The sequence below is a fragment of the Ruminococcus albus 7 = DSM 20455 genome, from assembly GCF_000179635.2.
GTDB classification, from domain to species: Bacteria; Bacillota; Clostridia; order Oscillospirales; family Ruminococcaceae; genus Hominimerdicola; species Hominimerdicola alba.
Genome location: NC_014833.1, coordinates 925,339 through 950,838 on the forward strand (window position 1 = coordinate 925,339; position 25,500 = coordinate 950,838).

Annotated in this window: 26 protein-coding genes; 15 read left to right on the plus strand and 11 right to left on the minus strand. The window is 43.0% G+C overall.

Going from position 1 to position 25,500, the window contains the following annotated elements; all coding sequences use genetic code 11:
* Positions 1 to 118 precede the first annotated feature (118 nt).
* From RUMAL_RS04225 to RUMAL_RS04250, 6 genes are all read left to right on the plus strand, one after another.
* Complete coding sequence (locus RUMAL_RS04225; protein ID WP_013497538.1) at positions 119 to 778, plus strand: response regulator transcription factor; 660 nt, start codon at positions 119 to 121, stop codon at positions 776 to 778.
* A gap of 113 nt (positions 779 to 891) precedes the next feature.
* On the plus strand, positions 892 to 1,266 hold the full coding sequence (locus RUMAL_RS04230) for a hypothetical protein (protein ID WP_013497539.1): 375 nt from the start codon (positions 892 to 894) through the stop codon (positions 1,264 to 1,266).
* Positions 1,267 to 1,294: 28 nt separating this feature from the next.
* A complete protein-coding gene (locus tag RUMAL_RS04235; RefSeq protein WP_013497540.1) occupies positions 1,295 to 2,206 on the plus strand; it encodes an ABC transporter ATP-binding protein in 912 nt (303 codons plus the stop codon).
* Entirely contained in the window at positions 2,203 to 3,009 is an 807-nt protein-coding gene (locus RUMAL_RS04240; RefSeq protein WP_013497541.1) for an ABC-2 transporter permease, read from the plus strand. The genes RUMAL_RS04235 and RUMAL_RS04240 overlap by 4 nt, the downstream gene beginning before the upstream one ends.
* Before the next feature lie 10 nt (positions 3,010 to 3,019).
* Positions 3,020 to 3,766: a membrane protein gene (locus RUMAL_RS04245; protein ID WP_013497542.1), complete on the plus strand. Its 747-nt coding sequence runs from the start codon at positions 3,020 to 3,022 to the stop codon at positions 3,764 to 3,766.
* A 14-nt stretch (positions 3,767 to 3,780) separates the two neighbouring features.
* Positions 3,781 to 4,647 (plus strand): sensor histidine kinase, encoded by an 867-nt coding sequence (locus RUMAL_RS04250; RefSeq protein WP_013497543.1) that lies wholly within the window; start codon positions 3,781 to 3,783, stop codon positions 4,645 to 4,647.
* 156 nt (positions 4,648 to 4,803) lie between these two features.
* Here RUMAL_RS04250 and RUMAL_RS04255 read toward each other — a convergent pair whose 3' ends face one another.
* The gene (locus RUMAL_RS04255; protein ID WP_013497544.1) at positions 4,804 to 5,499 is read right to left on the minus strand and encodes a phosphohydrolase; all 696 of its coding nucleotides are present in this window, start codon (positions 5,497 to 5,499) and stop codon (positions 4,804 to 4,806) included.
* Positions 5,500 to 5,877: 378 nt separating this feature from the next.
* Positions 5,878 to 6,300 (minus strand): AAA family ATPase, encoded by a 423-nt coding sequence (locus RUMAL_RS04260; protein WP_080557252.1) that lies wholly within the window; start codon positions 6,298 to 6,300, stop codon positions 5,878 to 5,880.
* A 161-nt stretch (positions 6,301 to 6,461) separates the two neighbouring features.
* Between RUMAL_RS04260 and RUMAL_RS04265 the strand changes: the two genes are divergently transcribed.
* Positions 6,462 to 6,665 carry a hypothetical protein gene (locus tag RUMAL_RS04265; protein WP_013497545.1) on the plus strand — a complete coding sequence of 68 codons (204 nt, stop codon included), beginning with the start codon at positions 6,462 to 6,464 and terminating at the stop codon, positions 6,663 to 6,665.
* A 552-nt stretch (positions 6,666 to 7,217) separates the two neighbouring features.
* Here RUMAL_RS04265 and RUMAL_RS04275 read toward each other — a convergent pair.
* From RUMAL_RS04275 to RUMAL_RS04285, 3 genes are read right to left on the minus strand one after another with little or no spacing between them, the layout of a single operon-like run.
* Positions 7,218 to 7,415: a mobility-associated LCxxNW protein gene (locus RUMAL_RS04275; protein ID WP_013497546.1), complete on the minus strand. Its 198-nt coding sequence runs from the start codon at positions 7,413 to 7,415 to the stop codon at positions 7,218 to 7,220.
* Positions 7,412 to 8,179, minus strand: a complete 768-nt coding sequence (locus tag RUMAL_RS04280) for an ATP-binding protein (RefSeq protein ID WP_013497547.1) — start codon at positions 8,177 to 8,179, stop codon at positions 7,412 to 7,414. The genes RUMAL_RS04275 and RUMAL_RS04280 overlap by 4 nt, the downstream gene beginning before the upstream one ends.
* Positions 8,176 to 9,081, minus strand: a complete 906-nt coding sequence (locus RUMAL_RS04285; RefSeq protein ID WP_193384650.1) for a Mu transposase domain-containing protein — start codon at positions 9,079 to 9,081, stop codon at positions 8,176 to 8,178. The genes RUMAL_RS04280 and RUMAL_RS04285 overlap by 4 nt, the downstream gene beginning before the upstream one ends.
* A gap of 161 nt (positions 9,082 to 9,242) precedes the next feature.
* Here RUMAL_RS04285 and RUMAL_RS04290 point away from each other — a divergent pair, with 161 nt between their 5' ends.
* The 3 genes from RUMAL_RS04290 to RUMAL_RS04300 are packed head-to-tail and all read left to right on the plus strand — an operon-like array spanning position 9,243 to position 12,428.
* Positions 9,243 to 10,454 carry a tyrosine-type recombinase/integrase gene (locus tag RUMAL_RS04290; protein ID WP_242843401.1) on the plus strand — a complete coding sequence of 404 codons (1,212 nt, stop codon included), beginning with the start codon at positions 9,243 to 9,245 and terminating at the stop codon, positions 10,452 to 10,454.
* Entirely contained in the window at positions 10,451 to 11,431 is a 981-nt protein-coding gene (locus RUMAL_RS04295) for a tyrosine-type recombinase/integrase (protein ID WP_013483768.1), read from the plus strand. Before RUMAL_RS04290 ends, RUMAL_RS04295 begins: the two co-directional genes overlap by 4 nt.
* Positions 11,424 to 12,428, plus strand: a complete 1,005-nt coding sequence (locus tag RUMAL_RS04300; RefSeq protein WP_013483433.1) for a tyrosine-type recombinase/integrase — start codon at positions 11,424 to 11,426, stop codon at positions 12,426 to 12,428. The genes RUMAL_RS04295 and RUMAL_RS04300 overlap by 8 nt, the downstream gene beginning before the upstream one ends.
* 116 nt (positions 12,429 to 12,544) lie before the next feature.
* On the opposite strand, the gene RUMAL_RS04305 is transcribed toward RUMAL_RS04300, so the two are convergent.
* Positions 12,545 to 13,177, minus strand: a complete 633-nt coding sequence (locus tag RUMAL_RS04305) for a DDE-type integrase/transposase/recombinase (RefSeq protein ID WP_043550888.1) — start codon at positions 13,175 to 13,177, stop codon at positions 12,545 to 12,547.
* A gap of 202 nt (positions 13,178 to 13,379) precedes the next feature.
* On the opposite strand from RUMAL_RS04305, the gene RUMAL_RS04310 reads away from it, so the two are divergent.
* From RUMAL_RS04310 to RUMAL_RS04320, 3 genes are all read left to right on the plus strand, one after another.
* Entirely contained in the window at positions 13,380 to 14,165 is a 786-nt protein-coding gene (locus RUMAL_RS04310; RefSeq protein WP_013497548.1) for an AraC family transcriptional regulator, read from the plus strand.
* A gap of 8 nt (positions 14,166 to 14,173) precedes the next feature.
* Positions 14,174 to 16,018, plus strand: a complete 1,845-nt coding sequence (locus RUMAL_RS04315; RefSeq protein ID WP_013497549.1) for a GGDEF domain-containing protein — start codon at positions 14,174 to 14,176, stop codon at positions 16,016 to 16,018.
* A 274-nt stretch (positions 16,019 to 16,292) separates the two neighbouring features.
* On the plus strand, positions 16,293 to 17,885 hold the full coding sequence (locus tag RUMAL_RS04320; protein WP_013497550.1) for a glycoside hydrolase family 43 protein: 1,593 nt from the start codon (positions 16,293 to 16,295) through the stop codon (positions 17,883 to 17,885).
* A 448-nt stretch (positions 17,886 to 18,333) separates the two neighbouring features.
* Here RUMAL_RS04320 and RUMAL_RS04325 read toward each other — a convergent pair whose 3' ends face one another.
* The 4 genes from RUMAL_RS04325 to RUMAL_RS04340 form a co-directional block, all read right to left on the minus strand.
* Entirely contained in the window at positions 18,334 to 19,773 is a 1,440-nt protein-coding gene (locus RUMAL_RS04325) for an MATE family efflux transporter (RefSeq protein WP_013497551.1), read from the minus strand.
* Positions 19,774 to 19,859: 86 nt separating this feature from the next.
* A complete protein-coding gene (locus tag RUMAL_RS04330) occupies positions 19,860 to 20,099 on the minus strand; it encodes a hypothetical protein (RefSeq protein ID WP_013497552.1) in 240 nt (79 codons plus the stop codon).
* Positions 20,100 to 20,225: 126 nt separating this feature from the next.
* The gene (locus RUMAL_RS04335; protein ID WP_242837769.1) at positions 20,226 to 20,660 is read right to left on the minus strand and encodes a hypothetical protein; all 435 of its coding nucleotides are present in this window, start codon (positions 20,658 to 20,660) and stop codon (positions 20,226 to 20,228) included.
* Between the two features lie 159 nt (positions 20,661 to 20,819).
* Positions 20,820 to 21,695: an IS1595 family transposase gene (locus tag RUMAL_RS04340; RefSeq protein ID WP_013483548.1), complete on the minus strand. Its 876-nt coding sequence runs from the start codon at positions 21,693 to 21,695 to the stop codon at positions 20,820 to 20,822.
* A 167-nt stretch (positions 21,696 to 21,862) separates the two neighbouring features.
* Here RUMAL_RS04340 and RUMAL_RS22370 point away from each other — a divergent pair, with 167 nt between their 5' ends.
* Together RUMAL_RS22370 and RUMAL_RS04350 are read left to right on the plus strand one after the other, a co-directional pair.
* A complete protein-coding gene (locus RUMAL_RS22370; protein WP_242843402.1) occupies positions 21,863 to 22,765 on the plus strand; it encodes a hypothetical protein in 903 nt (300 codons plus the stop codon).
* A gap of 172 nt (positions 22,766 to 22,937) precedes the next feature.
* Positions 22,938 to 24,509 (plus strand): WG repeat-containing protein, encoded by a 1,572-nt coding sequence (locus tag RUMAL_RS04350; RefSeq protein WP_013497555.1) that lies wholly within the window; start codon positions 22,938 to 22,940, stop codon positions 24,507 to 24,509.
* 54 nt (positions 24,510 to 24,563) lie between these two features.
* On the opposite strand, the gene RUMAL_RS21660 is transcribed toward RUMAL_RS04350, so the two are convergent.
* The gene (locus tag RUMAL_RS21660) at positions 24,564 to 25,358 is read right to left on the minus strand and encodes a ubiquitin-like protein (protein WP_013497556.1); all 795 of its coding nucleotides are present in this window, start codon (positions 25,356 to 25,358) and stop codon (positions 24,564 to 24,566) included.
* Between the last annotated feature and the right edge of the window lie 142 nt (positions 25,359 to 25,500).

Below are 25,500 nucleotides of genomic sequence, written 5' to 3' on the forward strand. Positions count from 1 at the left end.
CTTTTCCCCTGCGGCTGTAAGGCTGCGGGGGTTTATACGCTTACCAAAAACTTTACTTTTTAAGGATAATGTGATATAATTTTTTCGTGTTGAGATTTAATAAACAGGAGGAAAGTTCATGCAGGATATTCTGGTCATCGATGATGATATATATATCGGCGATATGCTGGAGGAAGCACTGCGTAAGGAGGGTTACGGGGTTTCAAGGGCTTATTCTGGTACCGAGGCTCTGCTGTTGGTCGGTCAGAAAAAGCCTGACCTGATACTGCTTGACCTGATGCTTCCGGGACTGAGCGGAGAAGAACTTCTGCCAAAAATAAAGGGCATACCCGTGATAGTAGTGAGTGCAAAGGCTGATGTTGCCGATAAGGTTGGGCTGCTTATGGCAGGGGCTTCTGACTATGTTACAAAGCCGTTCAATATAGCCGAACTTATTGCAAGGATAGCCGTTCAGCTGAGAATGGCGCAGTCAAAAGGTGATACCAATGCGCTGACATTCGGTGATCTGACGCTGTACTGCGATACGCTGACCGCCGTGATTGACGGTGAAGAGATCAGGCTGACGAGGACTGAGTGTGCGATACTGAAACTGCTGATGCAAAGCCCGAACACCCCTGTTGGCAGAACGACGATACTCGATAAGATAAGCATAGATACCCCCGATTGCACCGAGAGGTCTTTAAAACAGCATATAAGCAATATGCGCAAAAAACTGGAAGCTGTGAACGGTCATGATTATATTGAAGCTGTGTACGGGATCGGCTTCAAGATGCGCTGATGATATCTTGACCAAATCTTGACTTTTTCTTTGCCGCTATCTTGACAATTGTGTGTTATACTGATATCAGAAAAGGGGAACAGCCCATCAGTAAAAACACGGAGGTAATCAAAATGGCAAACATCACATCTGAAAAGGGTTTATCTTATCTGTTGACAAAAGCAGTTTCGGCAGTCATATCGACGGCGACAGCAGTAGGATTCTTAATGTCGGCGGAATATGACAGCAGACTTGCAGTGCCCGCACTGCTGATATTCATAGCATTTATGGATAAGGATATGCTGAATGAGAAGCATCAGAAGATCGTGTGTCGCCTGACATCCGTCGCAGCGGTTATGGCGGCGCTTATGGTAACGGCTTCTGTGGGGCTATGGATATTCAATGCAAGATATCTTGCGGCAGTGATGTTCACTTCGCTGGCAGTTATGGCATTTGCGGAAGCTGTGTTCTTCGCATCGGAGAATATGAGAAACAGAAAAAATGTGTGAGGAGCAAAGTAAAAAAGAGGAGACAAAAATGGAATACGTACTCAGAACAAAAGAACTCGGGAAAAAATACAAAAACTTTACCGCCCTTGACGGAGTGACCATGAATATCCCCAAAGGCGCGATTTACGGTTTTGTCGGCAGGAACGGTGCAGGCAAGACCACGCTGATACGTCTTATAACAGGTCTTCAGAGACCTACTGAGGGCGGTTTTGAGATATTCGGCATAAAGAATAACGACAGGGATATCGTAAAGTCAAGAAGGCGAATGGGAGCAGTGGTAGAAACTCCTGCAATATACCTTGACCTGACAGCAAGGGAAAATCTCATACAGCAGTACAGGGTACTCGGTCTTCCAAATACTGACGGCATAGACGAACTGCTCGATCTTGTTGGGCTTGTCGATACAGGCAGAAAAAAAGCAAAGAACTTTTCTCTGGGCATGAAGCAAAGACTGGGAATAGCAATAGCGCTGTGTGGTGATCCTGACCTTGTTGTACTGGATGAGCCTATAAACGGTCTTGATCCGCAGGGAATAATCGAGATACGTGAACTGATACTGAAACTAAACCGTGAAAGAAACATGACTATACTGATATCCAGCCATATCCTTGATGAACTGGCAAAGCTGGCGACACACTACGGATTCATTGATCACGGCAGGATAGTGCGTGAGATGAGCGCGGAGGAACTTGATTCGGCTTGCAGGAAATGCGTGAGAATGACAGTGACAGATACGGGCATACTCTCACGAGTGCTGGACGAAATGGGCATCGACTACAAGATACTTGACGATAAAACTGCAGATGTCTTTGCAAAGCTGAATTTCTCGCAGACCGCAGGAAGGCTCAGTGAACAGGGCTGTGAAGTAGTTTCGATGACAGAAAAGGACGAGAGCCTTGAAAGTTTCTATATATCTCTGGTTGGAGGCGAGGAGAAGTGACGAGTCTGATAGTTATGGGGTTAAGCAGAATGTTCAGGTCGCTGGTATTCAAAATAGGCATGGGCTTAATGGTCATATACCCACTGTTCATAGTACTTGTCTCATTAAAGAACAGGACTCCCGACTCAGAACCCCTCAACGGCGTATATAATTCGGGACTGGTATTTATAGGACTTCTGATAGGGGCTTTCGTGTCGGTGCTGATAGGTCAGGATTATATTGAAAAGACCATAAACAATAAAATAATGGCAGGGCATTCGAGAACGGCAATATATCTTTCGGACTTCATCGTCGCATTTATCGGTGCTGTCATCATGCAGCTGGGCTGTATGGCTGCCGCATCAGCCGTGGCGATACCTCTGTATGGTATGTATTCCACACCACTCAGCGAGATACTGCGTATGCAGCCGATAATACTGTGCATTATAGCTGTGTATACTGCGCTGGCGCTTTTCGTGACCACGATAGTTAATTCAAAATCCTACGCGGTGGCAGCTTCGATGTTCCTGACCATGGCAGTGTTCGCGGCAGGTATGATGTCATATCAGGTGATAACAGAAGACAAGGCGGAAAAAGCACTTGCGGCAGAACAAGGCAAAGTCATCGAAATGACAAAAGATGATACACTTGCATTGAAGATATTCGGCGTGATATACGATACCGACCCACAGAGTCAGGTGTGCATCCTGTCTGAGGACAGATATCCCGAAAACGGGACAAAAATGATAATTACAGATATAGCGGCTATAGCAGTGATAACATCGGCAGGTCTGCTTAATTTCTGCCGTAAGGACATAAAGTGAGGAAAGTGCGATGACAGAACTTTTCAGGTCATATTGTGCCAGGATGTTCAGGCATAAATTATATATATTCGGTCTGGCGGCGGCATTTTTCATAACATACTATATCTCGGCAAACGGTGCTGAGATTCTTCCGCTGCACAATATCCATAATGATTTTGAATGTGCCAAGCTGGCAAGTCTTGGCATACCTGCGTTTTTCTCGCTGTTTACGGCGATATTTCTCGGCGCTGAATACTTTGGCGGGGCTATCCGCAACAAATTGATATGCGGCAAAACAAGGCATGAGATATACTATGCATCTTTCGGTGCGGTGGCGCTGGGAATGCTTATAATGACAGCAGTTTGGGCAACAGCAGCACTGCTGGGGGCACATATTCTTCCTGATGCAGGGGAGATCGCTTTGTGCATCGTCAGGATGATTTTCTACAATATGGCTAATCTTTCGCTGCTGGTGCTTATCAGCATGAATATTGACAAGGAAGGTCTTGTGACCGCTATCGGAATAACGTCATTTCAGGCATCGTTCATGGCAGCTATATTAATGCAGGCGATCATGGGCATAACAGGCGATGGCACAAGTGCGGTGCTGAGGGCTTTGATAAATGTTATCCCGTATGGTCAGTGGCTGTCGGTGTCGCTCATTGGTGACCAGAGTATAGCTCTGCCGGCACCTGTACAGATAGTTATCTCGGCGGTATCGGTAGTAGTGATCACTTATGCAGGTCTGAGGCTGATGGAGAAAAAGGATATCAGGTAAGGAAGGAAAATCGTATGGTATATGCTCTGTTCGCCGTGATAACTGCGGCACTGGTAATAAAGATAATATCTCTGAGATCTGCCGCAAGATCAATAAGAAAGCAGTTTGATGAAAAGTTGGAAACCGATACTAACACCGGTATATCCATACATTCAGCCGACAGGAACATGAGGGAACTGGCAGGCAGTATAAACAATCAGCTGAAAAAACTGCGTGCGGAGCATAACAGATATGTCAGCGGAGATGCGGAGCTGAAAGCCGCCATAACAAATATCTCTCACGACCTGCGAACACCTCTTACCGCGATATGCGGATATCTGGAAGTGATGAAAAAAGAAGAGAAGTCAGAGCAGATGGAAAAGTATCTGGATATAATCGGGGGCAGGGCGGAGCTTATGAAACAGCTGACAGAAGAGCTTTTCCGCTACTCGGTAATACTTTCTTCGGATGCTTATGCCGATATTGAGGATGTATCGGTAAATCAGGTGCTTGAAGACTGCATAATGGGTTATTACGCAGCGCTTTCCGAAAAAGGCATAGCACCGAAGATAGAACTCTGCGAAGAAAAGGTCATAAGGACAGTAAATAAAAACGCCCTTGCAAGGACATTTAACAACCTTATGAACAATGCTCTGAAATATAGCGATGGAGATCTGTTCATAAGCCTTTCAGCTGAGGGCGAGATAATATTTTCAAATACAGCCGCCGACCTGACGACAGTTCAGGTGGAACGGCTGTTTGATCGTTTCTATACGGTGCAGGCAGCACGAAACTCCACAGGGCTCGGTCTTTCAATAGCGAGAACTTTCATTGAGCAGATGAACGGCAGCATATCCGCTGAACTAGCCGATAACAGGCTTATCATAAGGATAAAGCTATAAGACTGATAACTGTGTGTTGTTTGATTTACAAAAAGTAATAACCGTTATCGAAAAGCGCATTACGGACGTGCTTTTGGCGGTTATATTTAGTATGGCGAATTGCCCCTCAGAAGCGTTAGAACGTGAGGGAGGGTAGAAAACAGGAACTAGCAGTGTCTACATCAATGTCTGCTCGTTTATTATCAGATGAAATTCAAGATCAAGAAAACCGGCAGCTTTGCGGCAGAGCAGCATACGCTCCATGAATATTTCAAAGTATTCGCCTATCTCTCCATATCTTGTATCGATATCGAGTTTCAGCTTTATGGCGGTATGATCCTGGTTGATCTTCAGCTTGGAAGTTTTGACAGAATAGTTCACTCTGTCATGGATATCATAATTCCTTTTGTCATCATCCTGAACACGGCTTCTTCTGACATCCGATTTATCAGCCAGTATAAGTGCCGCGGCGATCTTGCTTACGGGAACTCCGCTGCCTTCATCGTGATTGCCTATAGCCTGTATTATCGGAGCAATATCCTCAGCAGGGATACCCATTTTATCCAGCAGATAGAAAGTCATCATAGCGCCTGACTGACTATGATCCTCGCGGTTTATGACATTACCGAGATCATGCATCCACGCTGACGTCAACGCAAGATCTATTGTGTGATCGTCCAGCCCTAAGGTATCAAGAATGTATCCCACACGATCGGCAACAACACCGATGTGTGCAAAGCTATGTTCAGTATATCCCATAGCATGTAGTGATTCATTTTGTGCTTTTATATATACACTGATATCGTGATCCTGTTTTATCCTGTTGAACAGCGGAAATCTATCCGCATTTTCCTGAGCATTATTTATCCACACGCTTGAAATCAACTCCTCTGAAAGCAATTATATAGTTTCAAATTTATCCTTGTAAGATCATTTGATCCGGTCTTTAGGTTATTTATATTATACTATTTTATGTGAGCATTGTCAATCGGTAGATTAACAGTACAAAAAAGAGGATCGCTATACAGCAACTCCATGATTTCCCGAACTGAGATTCTGCTTAGCACTTGATCTCATTATAATGTTGTAATAAATTTTAAGACTGCCTTCTGTAAATCAGGGGATCTTCTTTTCGGAAAATGATTAAAAATGCGTATAGCATACGGTAATATCCCGAAGCTAATGCGCATTTTTCTTATTTAGGGGTATGATGAAGCTGTTTTATGTATTATAAAACTACTTCATATGTTTTTAGCAGGAACTGACAGTCACTCCGTGGAACTTTTCGTAACCTTCTTTTATTCCTTTGAGGATTTTTATAGTGTCTTCTACTGAAGGCTCGGGAATATCCACAGGCATGAATCTTCTTGCAAGAGCCTTGTCTTTCTCTATAAACTTTCTGTATTCATCTGTAGTCGTTGAGCCGATTATTCTGACAGAACCGTCTGTAAGATAAGGTTTAAGGATATTTGCCGCATCCATAGGATTGTCGGGATTTGCGCCTGCACCCATGATCGTGTGGATCTCATCTATATACAAAATGATCGAACGTTCTGAATCTTTTACTTCTTCCAGAACAGTTTTCAGCTTTTCTTCAAATTCTCCTCTGTATTTTGATCCTGCCAGCAAAGTGGATATTTCTATACTATATATAGATTTTACAGTCTCTTTTATTGCTTGAGGAACATTTCCTTTTTATTCAGTTCTATGACTCCAGCCATCATTATTATTTGAACTTATTCTTATTATAGCTGAAAATTTCATATAATAAAAACGGGAAGAGGCTTGGAAATGTATGATTGTGCTGTATTTAAGGCAAGAGTGGTAAGTGTCTGATGAGCAATTACAAGACGTGTATGGATTGCGGCGCTGCTCTGCTTGCTGATGATATAGCGATATTTCGTAAACTTGTAAACAGAAATGCTGAAGAGTTTTTATGCATCGATTGCCTCTCGAAACGTCTTGGCTGCACAAGAGAGAAGATAGAAAACCTTATAAAGTATTACCGTGAGAGCGGAAATTGTACTCTTTTTGTGTAAGAGCCATGATATGAAGTTCGGCTTTTATAATGAATAAGCGTAATTATAGACCTATGTCCATTCTCTGTATGTAAAAAGATACGAAGTGCGGCGGTGTGAGATGATTGGAACGTTACTGAACAGAACGTCTTTTATCGCACACCGCTATTTTTATGTTTTTGCGCCTGTGATTGGTGTCATCAGGCGATAGTGTCATAAAACCATGCAGCTGTCTTTTATTTGCCGGGTCTATCCGAATGATCTTTCTGATGAATAAATGCAGTGTTATATCATTGAAACTTGATTTTTGCATGAATATCTGCTATAATATAGAAAAGCAGTAAGCATACATCAGTAAGTATTGTGAGATAATAACGATCAATACCGGTTGTATATGCCGACCCAAAACCGCAACTGCACGGGCTTGAAACCGCACGGAGCCGCTCTCTGAACCGCACGCCCGCGGTCGTTGACCGCACCACAAATCCGACGCTGTTTTGGAGCCACTTCCATAGAAAGTAGAGCCGCTAAAAATATGGAGCCCGCCTCAGACAGGCTCCTTGTATAGCTTAATCAGATCTCCGGATAGTCTATCTCATTCTCATCAAGAATAGCTTTGAGTTTATCAATGTATTCATACAGTCTCTGGATCTCGATCCAGTTGCCGTGACACAGATTTTCGGCCTCTTCAAGCTCATGTCTGGTGAGTTCATAATCCTCCCATTTCAAGCACTTGTGATCCTTGCTGAAAGCACAGTAATCATTCATCATGGTTCAGCTCCTTCCGGAAGCCCATGACGTTTTCTCATGGATATTTCACCATCGATCATTACCGGATATGCGGTATTGATTATCCTGTCGATTATCGCATCGGATATCGGACTGTCGTTTTCAGGATCGGGATTTATGCGTTCGTACCAGCCCTCAGCGTGGTACTGTGTGCAGAAAATCATAGACTTTTCGATCCTTGCTTCGATGATCTCCAACAGGTTATAGGCATCATTTGGAGCCAGCTTGCGGATAAGCCACTCGTCGAGGATCAGCAGATCGACTTTCTTGTATGCTTTGATTACCTTAGCAAATTCCCCGTTTGTTCTTGCAATGGAAAGTTCATCAAGCAGCTCCGGAAGTCTTATGTAGCGTACTGTCTTGAACTTGCGGCAGGCAGCATTTCCGAGCGCACAGGCAATATATGTCTTGCCGTTTCCCGAAGCGCCCATAAGGATAATATGTCGTCCTTCGTCAACATAATTGCAAGTCGCAAATCGAAGCATTTTGCTTTTGTCGAGATGCCTGTCCTCGATGTATTCAATGCCTTCAATGGTTGCGTTAGCATCGGAGAAATGAGCGTTCCTGATGTATCTTACGAGCTTGTTGTTCTGCCTGCGATTCCATTCGGCATCAACAAGCAAAGATAGTCTATCCTCGAAACCAAGCTGTTTGTAGCTGTCGGCATCTTCAAGCTGACGTTCAAGCTCGGCAGCCATCGAATTCATCTTCATGGCTCTCAAACGCTCAATGGTGCTGTTGATCATTTGCTACCACCTACCTTTCTCCAGTAGGCGGCACCGCGTGTGATGCCATATTTGTTGCTGTCATCGGTCTTTTCCGTGGGTTTGTCAGGCTCTTTGTTGTTTTTCAGCAGCGTTGTTATCGTGCGTATCGAAGGAGATGACGAGAACGCCAGCATACGCTCACAGGCGGCTTCAAGTTTCTTCTTTCCGTAACGCTTACCGAGCTTCGTTAGGCTTACACAGGCCTTGTACCCCTGTTCGGGAACGCTGCCGGAGGTCAGGAAATGCTTCACGACTTCCTCAACGGATTTGCCAACCGTTGACGCCCATTCCTTGAATTCATCGGCATTGTAGTTTAGATACTCGCGGTGATTCGTCGGCATATGCTCAGGTTTCACGACAGGCTGAACGCTGAACTTTTCAAGACGTTTGTGCGAAGTCATGCGGCTGCCTTTGAAGTACACTTCGATCAAATCTTTTGTTAGCCTGATCTGCACCTGCTCACCGATGAGATCAAAAGGAACGGAATACTTGTTGATTCCATCGCTTATGAGATAGTCATTCCCGACAGTCTGCTGTTTCCACACAGAGGGCTCATATCTGTGCTTCGGCAGCGGCAGCATGAATTCCTTTTCCTCAGATAGATATGCTTCTCTACGGTTGCCGGAACGTTTCTGAAATGGCTTTGTATTGACATATTCGAGGCGCTCGTCAACAGCCTCTCTGACCTCTGCAAAAGAGAAAAACTTACGCTCACGAAGTGCGGCAGTTATCCATGTTGTAGAGAATCCGACCGAGCGTTCAACGAGCCCTTTATCCTGCGGCTTGCGTATACGGGCGGGAACGATGGCTGTTCCGTAGTATTCAGCAAGCTCACGGTAACTTTCGTTCAGCTGGGTCTCATAGCGTGTATTCGCCGTCACTCCGGTTTTGAGATTTAATGTAAAGAGGATGTTAATGTAAAGCTGAATAAAAATAGATCTAAAATCTAATGATTATAGGTATTCGACTTTACATTAATATGATATAATTGGATCAATCATAGAAAGGAGGAATTATCATCATGATTGATTCCAGTTACTCAATGACACTGTATGATGCAATCCAACTGTTTCAAAGACACATCATACAAAACTACGGATCTGAATCCAAAACAGCACAGGCTTACATTCGGATCTCTAATGATTTACAGCGGTATGCTAAAGGAACGGATTTGGAGGTTTCTCCGGAAGATGTGATCCAAGAATACTATCGTATTATCGTCGGGGTCCCTGCATTTGAAGCTGTTCCGTCAAAATCAAAAGAACGTCGAGGAAGAGCTGTTCAGATGATTCTGGATATCCTTAATGGAAAAGAACCTAAGAGAAAGTATACCACCCATAAGCGTGATTGTCCCATTACGTACCTGAATGTCATCAGAAAATATGAAACTTTCATGAGAAATGACCAAAAGAGCGATGGCACAGTACGCACGAGATCCGGACGAATCACTGTGTTTTTTGCTTTTCTTGAGGAGTGTAAATGTACATCATTAGAGGGCATCACGCCGGAGCTGTTTGCAAGATTTGTATCGTCCCTCAATGATAGGTATTCATCACAGGGAAAAGCGTCCATTTTGTATACGTTAAGGAATTTCTTTTCCTATGATGAGTTCTCAGGAGCGCTATCTTTCGATCCGATTCCCTTTTTGACAGGGATTCATTCCGGAAAGCATGAAAGACTCCCATCCTTTTACACGGCAGAAGAAGTAAGGCGTATCCTGAATGCTGTCGACAGGAATACCCCATGGGGAAAAACAGTCTATCTTATGATGCTTTTGGCAAGTGTGTACGGTTTTCGCTCAAGCGATATCAAAGCAATGGTTCTTGACAATATAAACTGGAAAAATCGCACAATAAATATCACGCAGTACAAGACGCACAAAGAGATTTCCCTTCCCATGACAGATGAGATCCTTTTTGCACTCCTTGACTATATTAAGAATGTGCGTCCTGAGTCAGACTGTTCGAATGTGTTCATCCGACTTAGAAAACCGTACATTGCATACTCAATGAATGATCACTTTGGCGACAAGATATTACCGTTTTTTGAAATTGCCGGTGTTGATACAAAAGGTAAACATCATGGTCTGCATTCTTTAAGGCATAGTTTGGCAACAAACCTTTTGGTTTCAGGAACCCCGATAAATGAGATTGCTGTGATACTTGGACACACATCTGCGGCATCCACAAAAACTTATGTATGGTCAGATATAGAGCATCTCCGAGCAGCAGCATTGGAGGTGCCTAAAAAATGATCAATGACAAGGAATTTCTTAAATTTGAAGAAGGTTTTTTCAAACCATATTTTGAAAAATTCATAGAGTTCAAGCGTGGAAAAGGTGAAAAAGTTGCTCATTCAACCATGGTTCGCTTAAGGAAACTGAACAATTCGCTTAATACTTACTATGAACACCATATATCTGACCAGATGGTGGAGGAGTTACTGGCTCCTCGTGATGGATTAAGCGAATTAGAACGCCAATATCTTACAGCGAATCTCCGCCAGTTTTGTTCTTTCTTGGCGCTTCTCGGAATTGATGCGGTCATCGTCCCACGAAAATATATGCGAACGGTAAAGAGTGAATTTCGTCCGTACATTTTCAGCGACGATGAACTGCGCCGTCTGACTATTGCAGCCGACACGCTTCCTGCATCAAGAAAGTCGAGCTCGCATCAGCAGATATACCCAGTGCTCGTCAGATTACTTATAGGTACCGGAATGCGCATAGGCGAAGTCCTTGCACTGAAGCGGGCGAATGTTGACACTTCAAACGGTGTGATCAATGTTATCAACGGTAAAAATGGCGTTTCAAGATTTATTCCTGTATCCGACAGCTTGAAAGAAGTCCTATTTGACTATGCCAAGACTATAGATATGTCTGATGAGAATAGACCGTTTTTCACTTCCTCCTACACCGGTGGTCATCTTACATATGATGCTATGAAATATATGTTTCCAAAGATGTTTAAGACGGCAGGCATACACAAGTCAGATGGTAAGACGCCAAATATCCATTCTATCCGGCATACATTCTGCACCAAAAGTCTGGAAAAAATGTTGGAAAACGGAATGAATGTCTATACTGCTATTCCAATACTGGCGGCATACGTCGGACATGTGAATTACATAGATACAGAAAAATACATTCATTTCACAGAACAGGGACATACGGATTTCTTGCAGAAAGAATCATCCTTGGGGAGTCTATTCCCGGAGGTGGACAATGAGTGATAATTTATTCTTCTATATACAACGATATTTTATGTCTTACCTAATGAAACAGCATAATTACGGCCCTAATACTGTTTCATCATACCGAGACACCTTTAAGCTTTTGCTTAAATTTATGTCAGAATCCGGTAAAAGCATATCAAAGAAAACTGTTGATGAGATTGACTGCGATGTAGTACTCAAGTTTCTCTCTTGGCTTTCGAATGTCAGGAAAAATGGGGTGCCTACCCAAAATGTAAGATTGGCACATATAAAATCATTTTTTCGATATGTAATGATGATCTCACCTGAATACTCCGGGCAATGCAGCGAAATACTCAGTATACCATTTGCAAAGGAAGATAAAAGGCTTCCTGATTGTATGTCTACGGATGCTATAAAGCAAATGCTTTCATCGATCGACTCATCATCTAACGAGGGACTAAGGCATTTGGCAATCTTATCCCTTATGTACGATTCAGCTTGTAGGGTTCAGGAAATCATTTCACTAGATGTCAAAGACTTTCAGCCGGGTCAATGCTGCAGGATATATGTGCATGGTAAGGGAAATAAATATCGCACCATTCCGTTACTGGGAAAAACAGAAAAAATCATCTCAAAATATATCAGGCAATTCGGTCTTATGCAAGAGTCCCCAATGTTTTGCAACAGGAATGGTGACCGGCTAACAAGGCAAGGCATCCGCTACATAATAAGGAAATACTCTAAGTTGGCAAACGATACGGTTCCCGGTATTATAACCGGCTCTGTATACCCACATCGATTACGCCACAGTAAAGCCACACACCTTGTGGACAATGGCGTAAACATTTATAATGTCAGGGATTTCTTGGGACATGAGTCTGTTGCAACAACTCAGATTTACCTGTCAACGAATCCGGAAGTTATCAGAAAGGCTATCGAGACAGTAGCTGAGAAAACAGTATCAGAAAGCCTTGATTTCTTTTCAGACAAAGAAAAGGACGATTTGATTTCCTTCTTGGATTCACTAGGATAACACGCATTTGTTAATGTAAAGTAGGTCATGATGGAATGCCGATCAGACTTTCATTGAAACGGCCGACTTTACATTAACATCCTCTTTACATTAAATCTCTAATGTGAAGCTTTACATTAGAGATTATCCGGAACAAGAACACGAGTCACACCGCCGAAGTATTCATAAGCGTGAACATGGCAAATGAGCCAGTTCTCCTGCTTCATATCTGTGCAGGCTTCGACGTAGAGATAACTGCTGCAAGGAAGAGCCGCGACAAATAAATAAGCTTTGTACTCTTCGCCCGTGATCGGATCGTAATACGGAATAGTTCCGCCTGCCCAATCGACCTGCATGGTGTCCCCGGGCTTGTGGGTTACGCGCATGGTCGCCTTTGTGACACGAGCCCAGCGACGGTATTTGTCACCAAACTGTGTACTCATGTAGGGCGTTTCACCATTGGCATAGGCACGCTCGCAATACTCGTTCCAAAGCAGCGTGAGGGTCACGCCTTTCTTGGACAGCTCGCGGTGGATGTAGTTGTAGTCGATGGCAGCATAGGGTGTGATACCGCTTTTGCGTTCACCGTAGAACAGCTCATCAAGTACCTCATTGGTCACGTTGTTATCTAGCGGCCATGAGATGTTCAGTTCCTTAGCACGGTCAAGAGTTGCTTTGACAGTCTGATGGGAACTGTGGACACTTGACTCGATGCTTCTCTGGCTGAAGCCCTGAGAATGCATCTCCAAGATTTTTCGATAGTTCGTCATATCCGAACCTCCTGTTATTCAAGTCACACATTGCTGTGTGCTATGAATATTATACAGGATTTTTGAAAGTGCGGTCAACGACCGTGGGCGTGCGGTTCAGAGTACGACGAAACGCGGTTTCAAGCCCGTGCAGTTGCGGTTTTTGGGTCGGCATATACACCGGTTATAAGAAATATACACTTTTCCGCCGAGGAGTGATGTTATGAAAGTCGGTGCAGTAGGATATAATTACGTACATGAAGAAGATTTTATTATGGACTGCCCTGAGGGCAGCGGCTGCCCCTTGCTGCTGCTGATAAAAGAGCCGTCTGTATTTGTTATAGGCGATAGAGAATATGATGTCCCGAAGAATTCATTTGTATTATTCACATCAAATATGCCGCATAGTTATCGTGCTAAATATAAAGTCTACACAGATGACTGGGTATATTTCAGTATGAGTGCGGCTGATGAAGACAGACTGAAAAGTTCAGGTGTTCCTTTTAATGAGATAATCACTCTTGGCAATATAGAAGAACTGTCCCATACTGTCAGGGCGATTTCCTTTGAGCATTATTCAATTGAAGAAGGGCATGAGCTGATAGAGGAGCATTTGTTTGAAATACTTATGATAAGGCTCGGCAGAGCAGTGCGGCGAAGCTCTCTAACTGATGTGTCACATTTAGATAAGGTTTCGGCGCTTTTAAAGATCAGGAATATGATATATGCTGTTCCTAATGAGATACTTGATGTGAACAAATTATCTGAGATGGCGGGAATGAGCCGTTCGGGGTTTCAGCATCTGTATAAGAAGGTATTCGGTATAAGTGTATCGGCTGATGTGATCAACGCACGTATGAAGCTTGCACGTGAACTTCTTGTTTCTGCTAATATGTCAATACGGGAGACAGCGCAGAAATGCGGTTATGCAGATGAATACAGCTTTATGAAAAGGTTCAGGAAATACTATGGCATAACTCCTACACAGATGAAAGAAAAGCTGACATAGAGGTATATATGAAAGGTACGATAGGAATATTTATCCCGACTATGCATAGGACGGGCAGACACAGATATATAAGATATTTATCAGACGAGCTGGCATCAGCAGGGTATAAGACCTTCTGCTTCTCATCGTATTCCGACCTGTTCTGGCATGATGTATCAAAAAAAGGCGAAAGCATGGTATATGATCTTTACAGGCGTATTGAGCTTAGCGGTGTTGTTTTATACAGTGAGCTGATAAAGGATAACGAATTATGCAGCAGTATAATATCAGAATGTGAGAAGAGAAATATTCCGGCATTTACTGTTGAGCGCCCGATGGACGGCGCATATAATATAATATACGATCACGGTAAAAGCTTCGGAAAGATCGTTGATCATATAATAGAGAAACATGGTGCAAGAAATATCTTTATGATGAGCGGTATGAGAGGCAACAGCTTCTCTCTTGAACGTAATCAGGCATACAGAGATTCATTGGAAAAGCATGGTATAGAGTATGATGAAACAAAGATCTACTATGGTGATTTCTGGGATCTTCCTACACGCAGTGCAACAGCACAAATGTTTAGCGAGCATAAAGCCCTGCCCGATGCTATCGTGTGTGCTAATGATGTAATGGCGATAACCGTGTGTCTTGTGCTGTCTGAGCGTGGTATAAGAGTCCCTGAGGATATTATCGTTACAGGATTTGATGGTACAGAGCGTGCAAAAGCCTTTTTTCCGACGATCGCAGGTTCCGTTCCCGACTACAAGAGCAGCTGCAGATATATATGCAACGTACTTGAAAGCTACCATGAAGCTGAACATAAACATCCTGGAAATATGCACTTTGGGGGTATATTTATCGAAGGTCAGTCCTGCGGATGTGATGATATTAAAAAACAGCTTACAGGTGTTTTATTTGCCGAGCTTTATGAGCAAAGCATTTCTCAGAAGCTTATCAGGTATGAAAATGATAATCTTATGCTTAGCAATATCGGAAATGGTGATGTCAGAAAACTGTTTGCTAATATGGAGAATACTCTGAGAACTCTGGCACCTGACGGTATAGAGATATACCTTGATCCGCATTATTTCGATGCTTCTGTCAATGATGGAGGTTTTGTTCTTGCTGCATCTGTTATTGCGAAACAACAGAGATTTTCTGTATCATTTTCTCCAATCCGACACGGTGAGATCTGCTCGCAGGCACTTTCTGGAACAGATCAGCCTGTCATTTTTCTCCCTCTTTTTGCTGCAGAGAAAAACTACGGCTATCTGGCAGCATCATTTGACCCTGATGATCTGCTGCGCATAGAAAAACTGTATGATCTTGTTATTCACCTTAATATCCTGCTTTCAAGCTGTGAAACGACTATCAAGCTCAATTTCCAGTATGAACACGATCATCTGACGGGATTGTTAAACAGATATGGGTTTTACCGCAGGGCAGGTGAACTTATTTCAGATGCAGCTGAAAAAGGTCTTGATATTATCATAGTATCAGCAGATATGAATGGGCTCAAGTACATAAATGATACTTTTGGCCACAAAGAGGGTGACTATGCTATCACCTTGGCTGCTAAGATCATTGAAAAGGTTACAGGCAGACAAGGAATATGTGCCAGATTCGGGGGAGATGAATATCTTGCAGTTGTCGTATCAATGACAGAGGATGAATTTATAAGATCTGCCAGAAGTGAGATCGAGCATATTAACCGTATATCCGGCAAACCTTATGGAATATCTGTCAGCATAGGTGTTGAGTCTTCATCTGCTTGTGATGCAATGGATAATCTTGAAGAGATCATTAATGCGGCTGATAAGAAAATGTTTATGTTCAAGGCTCAGAGCCCGCATAAGAGAAGAGACTGATATTATTTGTCGCTTTTCAGTCTTACATATGATTTGTATCTGCATGAGCGCATAGGCTTGAATTTTTTTAGGATCTAATGTTTGTGATCCATTTTATATCACTATCAAAAGCAAAGGCTTATTTCAGCCTTTGCTTTTTGCACGTTGTGACATATATTCCGACATATCAGAACATTGAAAACTGCTTTTCTTTACGATATAATATAACAAGAACTTTTATTCAGTTTGATTAGTCGTGTATACAATAATGACTGTTTGATAAGGAGGATGCTATGTGAGATACATACAAATACTTATTGCAATGGCAGTTTCTTTGCTTATGGGTTCAGTATTTACTTCTTTCCCGAAAGTATTTGCCAAGGAAAAGGAACCGAGAACATACAAAAAAGCAAATGAGAATAATCCCATATCCTCACAGGTATTCTGCGCAGATCCTACGGCGGTTGAATATAATGGCAGGCTTTATGTGTATGGCACAAATGACCATCAGCAATGCAGAGAAAAAGGTGAGGACAAAGATAACACCTATGAGAAAATAAAGTCGTTGGTCATTTTTTCTACTGATGATATGGTAAACTGGACATATCACGGCGAGATAAATGTGGGGGAGATCGCACCATGGATAATGAATTCATGGGCGCCCTCTGTTGTATCGAGAAAAGAAGATGACGGTCTGACACATTTCTATCTCTATTTTTCAAATAGTGGTACCGGTGTGGGCGTGATAACTGCCACAGATCCGCTCGGCCCCTGGACAGATCCTCTTGGAAAGCCGCTTATCAGATATGATACCGAGGGGCTTGAAAACTGCCCTAATCCATTTGATCCGGGAGCGGTCATAGACGATTCGGGTGTAGGCTGGCTCTCATTCGGCGGCGGAAAAGCTTCAGGAAGGACAGACTATATGCCCGGTTCATCGAGGATAGTAAAACTTGGCAGCGATATGCTGTCCTTTGACAGCGATTTTACAGAAATACCCGCGCCGTATTTCTTTGAGGCAAGTGAGTTGAATTTTATCAACGGATATTATGTTTACACCTATTGCTCAGACTGGAGCAAGCATATCGAAAAATGGGAGTATCCAACAGATGTGCCCGGCGGCTGTGCAATGATAAGTATGAAGACCAGAACTCCGCTTGATCCGTCAAGCTGGGAAATGATCGGTGAGGTACTCAAAAATCCAGGTGAAATGGGATTTGATTATTCAAATAATCACACTCATATGCATAAGTATAAGGGCAAATGGTATATGCTTTATCATACCCTTTCACTAAAAAATGCCATGAGAATAAAGGGCGGTTACCGCAGTATCTGTGCAGATGAGATAGAAGTAGACGAAAAAAATGTGACAGCATCGGGTCTTGGAACAAAGGAAGGAATACTTACCCCTTCTGCGGATAGTTCGGTTTTCGCTGAACGCAGCGGCGCACAGATATGCTCTCAAGCGGGGGTGTCATATGATGTGAGTGATCCTGCTGACCCTCATGCCATAAGCGATACATCGGGCGCATGGATAATGTTCAGTCGGGCCGATATGGGTGATGACAGCAATCCTCTCGGGATAACAGCAAAAATACATGGCAGCGGTAATGTCGAGATAAGGCTTGATTCACCTGACGGTACTCTTGTTGCAACTGTTTCTGAAAATGATGATACCTCAGACCTTACACAAAACATCAGCGGTCTGCATGATCTATATTTTGTTTTCAGCGAAAAAGGAATGTATATAGATAGTTGGTGTATCAATAAAATTCCCGAAAAGCAAAAGATTAGTACTGCCGCTGTCGCCGTGATCATTTCAGCTGCAGCAGCCTTGATAGGTGTGACTGTACTGATTATTTTACACTTTAGAAAAAAGAAGAATTGATTTTTGAATTAGCAAGATAATAGATTTTTTCCTTAAATAATGAGCCGGTACGGCAATGACAAGTGCTGAAAACAGTTCTTGATCATTAAAGAAAGGGGTTGTTGCAGCCCCAACAAAGAAAAAGAGCCTGGCACAGACCTGAAAACCGACTTGGAATTTCTCTTTTTGAACTGAAAACGGTATAAAAACAAACAGAACATAACACCCCCGAGCCCTCTTTTTTGAAGAGGGCTTGGGGATGTGCGCTCTGAAACAGCTTATTTCACCAGTTAATATGTTTTTTTACTCTGATGTTCGGATATGGTTAGAGGGTGCTGCGGTTGCAACAGCCTCTTTTAAGTGAACAGATAGCAGATAATAAATGATATCACAAAATAAAGTTCAGAAAACATGAAACTTAAGAAAAGCCATAATTCCTGAGCATTTTTCTATGATCTGATATATCAGGTTATCTAGTACCTGTCCGACATTCCATTTTTATGTCAATTTGAGTTTGCCGAGAACTTAGTTCCTTATATGTTCTTATTATCAGGAACAAAGTGACTGCAAATGTCAGTATATCTGATATAGGCATTGAGTACAACACACCGTCAAGTCCAAAGAAAATGGGGAGAGTAATTGCAAAGCCAACTCCGAATACGATCTCTCTTATCATGGAAAGCGCGGTAGATTCAACTGCCTTACCCATAGCTTGCAGGAAGATGAAGCAAGCCTTGTTCACGCAGGCGAATATCATCATACAGAGATAGATGCGGAAAGCGTGTACCGAAAAATCGGTATAATAACTGCTCTCGTTCGCTGCACCGAATATGCCGATAAGCTGACGTGGGAAGAACTCTACAAAGATCAGGGCTACCGCACCGACAGCCGCTTCTGCTGTCAGAAGCTTGGTGAACAGCTCACGCACACGGCTTTTCAGCCCTGCGCCCATATTGAAGCCGACGATCGGGATACAGCCTGCCGCCATACCTACTACGATAGAAATAACGATCTGGAAGAACTTCATAACGATGCCGACTACCGCCATAGGTATCTGCGCATACTGCTCCTGCCCGAAAATGCTGTCCATTGCGCCGTATTTGCGTATCATATTATTGATTGCTGCCATTGCTGCCACAAGGGAGATCTGCGAGAGAAAGCTCGTAAGTCCAAGCGTCAGCGTTTTGCGGATAATATCACTTTTAGGCTTGAAATCAGCCTTTGCAGGCTTGACGAGCTTCATGTTGCAGAGATACCATATCGCAAGCAACGCCGTCACGATCTGTCCGATAACAGTTGCGATTGCTGCTCCCATCATACCCCATTTGAAAGAGAAGATGAAGATCGGATCAAGTATCATGTTCAGCACCGCACCCGCAAGCGTGGAGATCATAGCAAATTTCGGGCTGCCGTCCGCACGGATAACAGGGTTCATAGCCTGACCGAACATATAGAACGGGATTCCAAGTGATATATATAAGAAGTATTCCTTTGAGTGGCGGAAGGTTTCTTCATTGACCGTACCGCCAAACATAGCGATGAGCCCATCGCTGAATATCAGGTACACCGCACAAAGGATCAGGCTGCTGACTATCGTCATAAGAACAGAGTTACCGACACTTTTCTTAGCTTTATCGGGTTCGCCCTTTCCGAGACTCAGGCTGACAAAGGCACAGCAGCCGTCACCGATCATAACAGCGATAGCAAGAGCTATGACCGTCAGCGGAAATACTACCGTATTTGCGGCATTCCCATAAGAGCCGAGATAGCTTGCATTAGCGATGAATATCTGGTCAACGATGTTGTAAAGTGCGCCAACAAGCAGAGAAATGATACACGGCACAGCGTACTTTTTCATCAGTCTGCTGATAGGCTCACGCCCTAAGAATTGATTTGCGTTTTTTTCCATAGAGATCCTCCTAAAAAATACAGCGTGAGCCATAAGCTGGATTTATGCTTTTGGCTACACGCTGTTTTATTTGATATTCCGTTGTATCAGTCGAGATAAGAGCCGACAGGAGCCGTGTTGTACTGTTTTTTGATCTTGATGATAACAGAGCCGTCCGCCTGTTCTGTTTCTTCAAGGATCTTATACTTGGTCTTGCTATTTTCAAGGCTTTCCTTGTATTTTTTGATCTCATCCCGAACTACCCTTACCGCATAGTCATGACCGACATCTTCCTTGAGCATAAAATGAAGTGTCTGGCAGATACACGCTTCTTTGATCCTTTTCATTACGATCTACCTCCATAAAAAAATAAAACGAGCAGCAATAACCGGACTTACGCAGGATCGCTACTCGTTATGTACTAATTATATCATGCTTTTTGGAATTTTGCAAATTGTGTTTTTTCACAAAGTTTATGCGTTTACTGTTTGTGTTGTTTCGGCTTTTCTTCTGAATACAGCCTTGAAACACGTCCTGATAAACGGCTGGATAAAGAAAAGCTGTGAGAAAAAAGCGAACGGGAAATTAAAGCATACGAGCTTGATCCAGTTGGCAAGCAAAGTAAAAATGTTGAATCCTGCATAGTATGGATAGTAGAGGAAAGCTGCAAGGAAACTCATCGCGGGACACATTATCCCGACAGTCGCGCAGATGATCGCCGTTTCAAAGAGTACAGGGTGTGTTTCTCTCGGGTCAAATACCTTACAGGCGAGCTTAAAGGACATGGGGCTTCCGACTGTGATTTCAAGGGTGTATGCAAGGATGAATTCAATAATTACAACTGTCCAGATCGGCAGATTCCTTACGAGCATATAGACTCCGCCCATTGCATTTACTGCACCGAGCACGCTATTTTCTCCCGTAACGCTCATAAGCGTAGAGCCGTTGACGATTTTGCCGCCGCACGCTCGTGACTTTAGTCATGAGTTAGGCGGCATTTCTTGACACTCTGCCGTATATATGGTATAATATAATATGGTTATCCCCCTGACACACCACAAGTAAGATCACTGCACCAAAGCAGCCAAAAGCCTTAAATACGCACTGTTTCCCAGCTTACGACGGTTGAATTTGTAGCAGTATTCGGCAGCATATAACGCTGTGTGGATCTTTTCGTTTCCGTGGTAAGTTCCCATGATCATTGCTTTGAAGTTTGATATAACTTTATGCATCCAGTTCAGCTGACCGCTTGTCGGATCATATGTTTCAAAAACATGGAAGTATTTCTGTGCCAACGGTTTCTTGTAACTCCGAGCATTATCACTCTCGATCTTCGAGCCTGCGCGGATATTATCCCTGGCAAATCTACCAACAGTTATACCCTTTAAATTCGGCACATCGCTCATTTTAACGTACTCGGGATTTCCTGCTGCGTTCTTCGATAAAGCTACGATCATCTTGACTTTTTCAGTACCTCTGCCGCGCTTTTTACCGTGAGTCGGAGCACCGAGATACGTGTCATCAAGTTCAACGATCCCGTCGAGCAAATAGCGTTCTTCACGGCATTTCATAGCTTTTCTGATGCGGTGAAGGATGTACCATGCAGTCTTGTAGGTCACCCCCAAAGACCTCATCAGTGTAACAGCAGAAACGCTGCATTTGTTGCTCATAATGAGGAATGCGGTGACTATCCACAGCCTCAGCGGAATATGTGTTCTGTGCATAAAAGTTCCGTTTGTGGCGGATATATCAGCTTTACAGAACTTGCAGCGCAGCAGGTGGCGTGACCTTATCCTGCGGTACTCAGAGCCACCGCAAAACGGGCAGGCAAAGCCCTTTTCAAAGCGGATATCAAGCAGAAAATCCTTACAAAAACTTTCATCTGCGAACTTTGAGTATATCCCATCAAGTGTGATCTCAGGTTTAGGAAATCTTTTTGACATAGCGACAGCTCCCTTCGGTTTCTGTCACTATTATACTATATTTTCTGAGTTTTGAGGTCTGTTTATTTGGACAGCATTGTAAATTATCTGTGGTGTGTTAAAGGGATAACCATGTAATATAAATATGGATATAAATACTTTATTTTCAATACCTAAAGATGCTACGTATGGTCGAGGGTATCCGTAATACATGGGACTGGATAACGATAAACCTTAAAAAGTCTGATATGGATTATATATACAGATATTGCAGTTTTCGCAAGAAATGCGCCCCAACACTTCAAAAACGAGGCAAGGAGTGGTTTTTGGACTTTCCGTTTGAGGAAAAGGTCAAACTTGCAGATATATCTGTGTATGAACAGACCATTGTTGCTGTAGATCTTGGTATCAACACTGCCGCTACGGTTTCCGTAATGCGTTCAGATGGCACTATTCTTGGAAGGCATTTTTGTAAGCTTACCAAAGAAACAGACCATCTGATGCATTGTGTTAACCGTATAAAAAAAGCTCAGCAGCATGGTAACTATAAAACACCAAGGCTTTGGGCAAAAGCCAAAGGAATCAATCACGACATTGCCACTAAAACTGCTGCCTGCATCGTAGATATAGCCGTTCTTTATAATGCAGATGTTATTGTATTTGAGCATTTAGACAAGAACGGTAAGGTCCGCAGTTCTAAAAAGCAGAAACTCAATCTGTGGCGCAGTCAGGAAGTACAGTCTATTGTAACGAATAAAGCTCACAGACTAGGTATGAGAGTAAGCCATATCTGTGCATGGAATACGTCACGCCTTGCCTACGATGGCAGTGGTTTTGTACTTCGTGGTAAATTTGGTGGTTTCAATACCTATGAGCTATGCAAATTTCAAAATGGCAAGACCTACAACTGTGATCTATCTGCTTCGTATAATATCGGGGCAAGATACTTCATACGTGAAATATTAAAATCCTTGGATGAGAATTCATGGTTGCTCATTGAGGCAAAAGTACCTCAATGCAGTAAGAGAAGCACCTGCACGTTCTCTACCTTAGTTAACCTGAATGCGGAATTTATTGCTCATACAGCATAATTTTCTGAGTTCAGGCTTTATGGTAGAAACGTAGTCCGCCCACCTAAAGTGGGCGTGTCCGCTAGGACACTATTGGAAGCACGCGACTTTAGTCGTGTGAGGCTTCACAAGTTAAATATATGTGATACAATTAATCTATAAAAAAGCAATGATATATACTGGAGGAATAATTATGAAAAGCAAGAGACTGATTGCTATAACCATTGCGGCATTAATGTCAATAGCAATTACATCATGCGGAGGTAGCAGCAATGAAGAAAAGCCGGAAGAAAGCACACTAGCTGCAACTCAGCCGGAAAGTGGGGAATCCTCAGAGACTGCAACAGAAACGGAAACTGCTTCGACAACTGAACCTACTGAGAAGATAGAGCCTCCCGCTGATGCAAAGCCTCTTGGTGACATAATCTCAGGAATTCCTGCCTCTGATGTTAAGAGCGCCACTCTCACAGAAATAGGCAAAATAGATGACAAGGAGATAAGGAATTACCACAATTTCCTCTATAAAAGTATCACAAACAATAATATACAGTGCGTTGACTACATGGGCAATCTCCTATTTGATGGTAATGTTGACCATATAGCCAGACTGGTAAATGATAATCCCTATGACACTTCTGTATTTCCTGAGAGACCCATAGATCTTGACCTTTATGTTTACTATCTGGTGGCTGACGGCGATTTCAAATACTGTGGACTTATGGACAAGGAAGGCAATGTTATACTCGATGCCAATGAAAAAGCTGGCGCTTTTGAGGCGATCAATGAACGCTTTATCAAGGTGTATTTTCCAGAAGCTCTTACAGAAGACTTAAATGAGATCCTTTTCAAGGCTGATATAGACACATTCACTATCATGACATATAACAACACCGCGAAATATTCCGGAACAGTCAAGGTTTACGATCTTCAGCAGCGCAAGTTCCTTGAGAATACTGCAAGAAAGACTGATACCGAATACAGCGTAAGTGATAATATAGTCACATTCAATGATGATGACTACAAGCTGATCGCAGTTACTACTGATGATAAGATCATCGAGCTGGAACCTCAGGAGGACATAGCAGGCGACTTTATAGTTAAGTATGCAAATGGCGTTACTCCTGTTTTAGACAAAGACAGGAATAAGCTGTTCTCTACCAATTATGGTGTTGAAAAAATGAGCGGCACTAATGAGTACTACCGCATCTACGATTCAGATATCGGAAAGCGTGGTCTGATGCACAAAAGCGGTACTGTTATAATAGAGCCTAAGTTCGGCAATATCATGTACCTTAATGACGGTATGTTCAGCTATTGCAACGATCAGTCAAGCAAAAACGGACTTTTATCCATTGACGGAACTGTGCTGACTGATGCAGTTTACAATGAACTGACATATACAGGTATCCCCGGACTTTTCTGCGGAAATGAAAACTATAAGTACGACCTGATCGACGAAAAGGGCAACATCATCATCAATGATGCTCAGATGTCTTTTAAGGAGGATTTTTACTTCTACCACGAGGGCGATGTTTACAATTACCTGGTAATCAGCAAGCCCGATAAGCCGCTGGAATTCAAGTCAATGGGCATTTATATGGGAAATCATCTTATCTTGAACAAAGATGAAATGGCTATCTATGATCTTGTTACCGGCGAAAAGGTACTTGAGGGCTTTGACAATGCTTATACTGCATACGATAACATCTACACAGTCAAAGATGACGAGATAACTATCTACCGTGCAGAGACATCTGCTGAATAAGAGCATTATAAAAGGCGGCACCGATTTGATGCCGCCTGAAATTATTGTATCACGTTATTCTTCGTCTTCACTGCCTTTATTTCTTGCGATACCGATAGCTGCAAGCAGGACCGCTGTGCCTAACGACACACCGCCTGCAACACCTGTTGCGGGGTTAGCATTGCTAGCATTTGGCTTGGGGCTGTATGCTGAAACAGTTTCAGCCTTTTTTGAACTGCTTTCGGATCTGCCTGCATAGGTCGCGCCCGTTGCTTTGGAGAATTCCAGTGCCTTGGACTGTTCGCCTGTACCGCTAGCGAACTCTGCAACTGTGCCGCCTACCGAAACGTTGGTATTACCTGACTTTATGGTATAATTCGCGGTGGAATCGCCTATCTTTGCGTTGAAGGTATCTCCGCTTTCAGTATTGCTTGCGCTGTCAATGGTGACAACTATCTTCGCGTTCTGGGCTAGTCTGACATCTGTGGCAGTTATCTGTCTGGTAGTTTCTGCAGTGTCGGAAAGCGACACACTTGCGGGGATAACTACCGAGTATGTGGGTGATACATCATAGGATACTTCCATACCTGCGGTTGAAGGTTTGGGGGTTGGCATATTTTCGGGATCGGGAACTATCTCGATATCCCAGTTCGCTCTTAAAACAAGATGCAGGGTGCTTTCTTTCTGGATATTGTAATCGGCAAGAGTTCTGTCATCTTCAAGCTGTTTGCCTGCAAATATCAGTCTCTGTTTGTTGGGTGCAATACTCTCTTTATCCTGTATTTTTGCCTTTACGTTTTCAATAGTATCGCTGGGTTCAACCTCAAGAGTGATAGTCTTGCCTGTCAGAGTCTTGACGAATATCTGCATTGCGTTTGCGGTCAGTTTTTTACGACGCTTTCACCTTAACAAAATAAAGAATCTATCCTTGACAAGATACGTTCACTTTTGGATGACATTTTTGGAGAGCGGTGACAGTCAAGTATGATATCTGATATCTCATAGATTACAT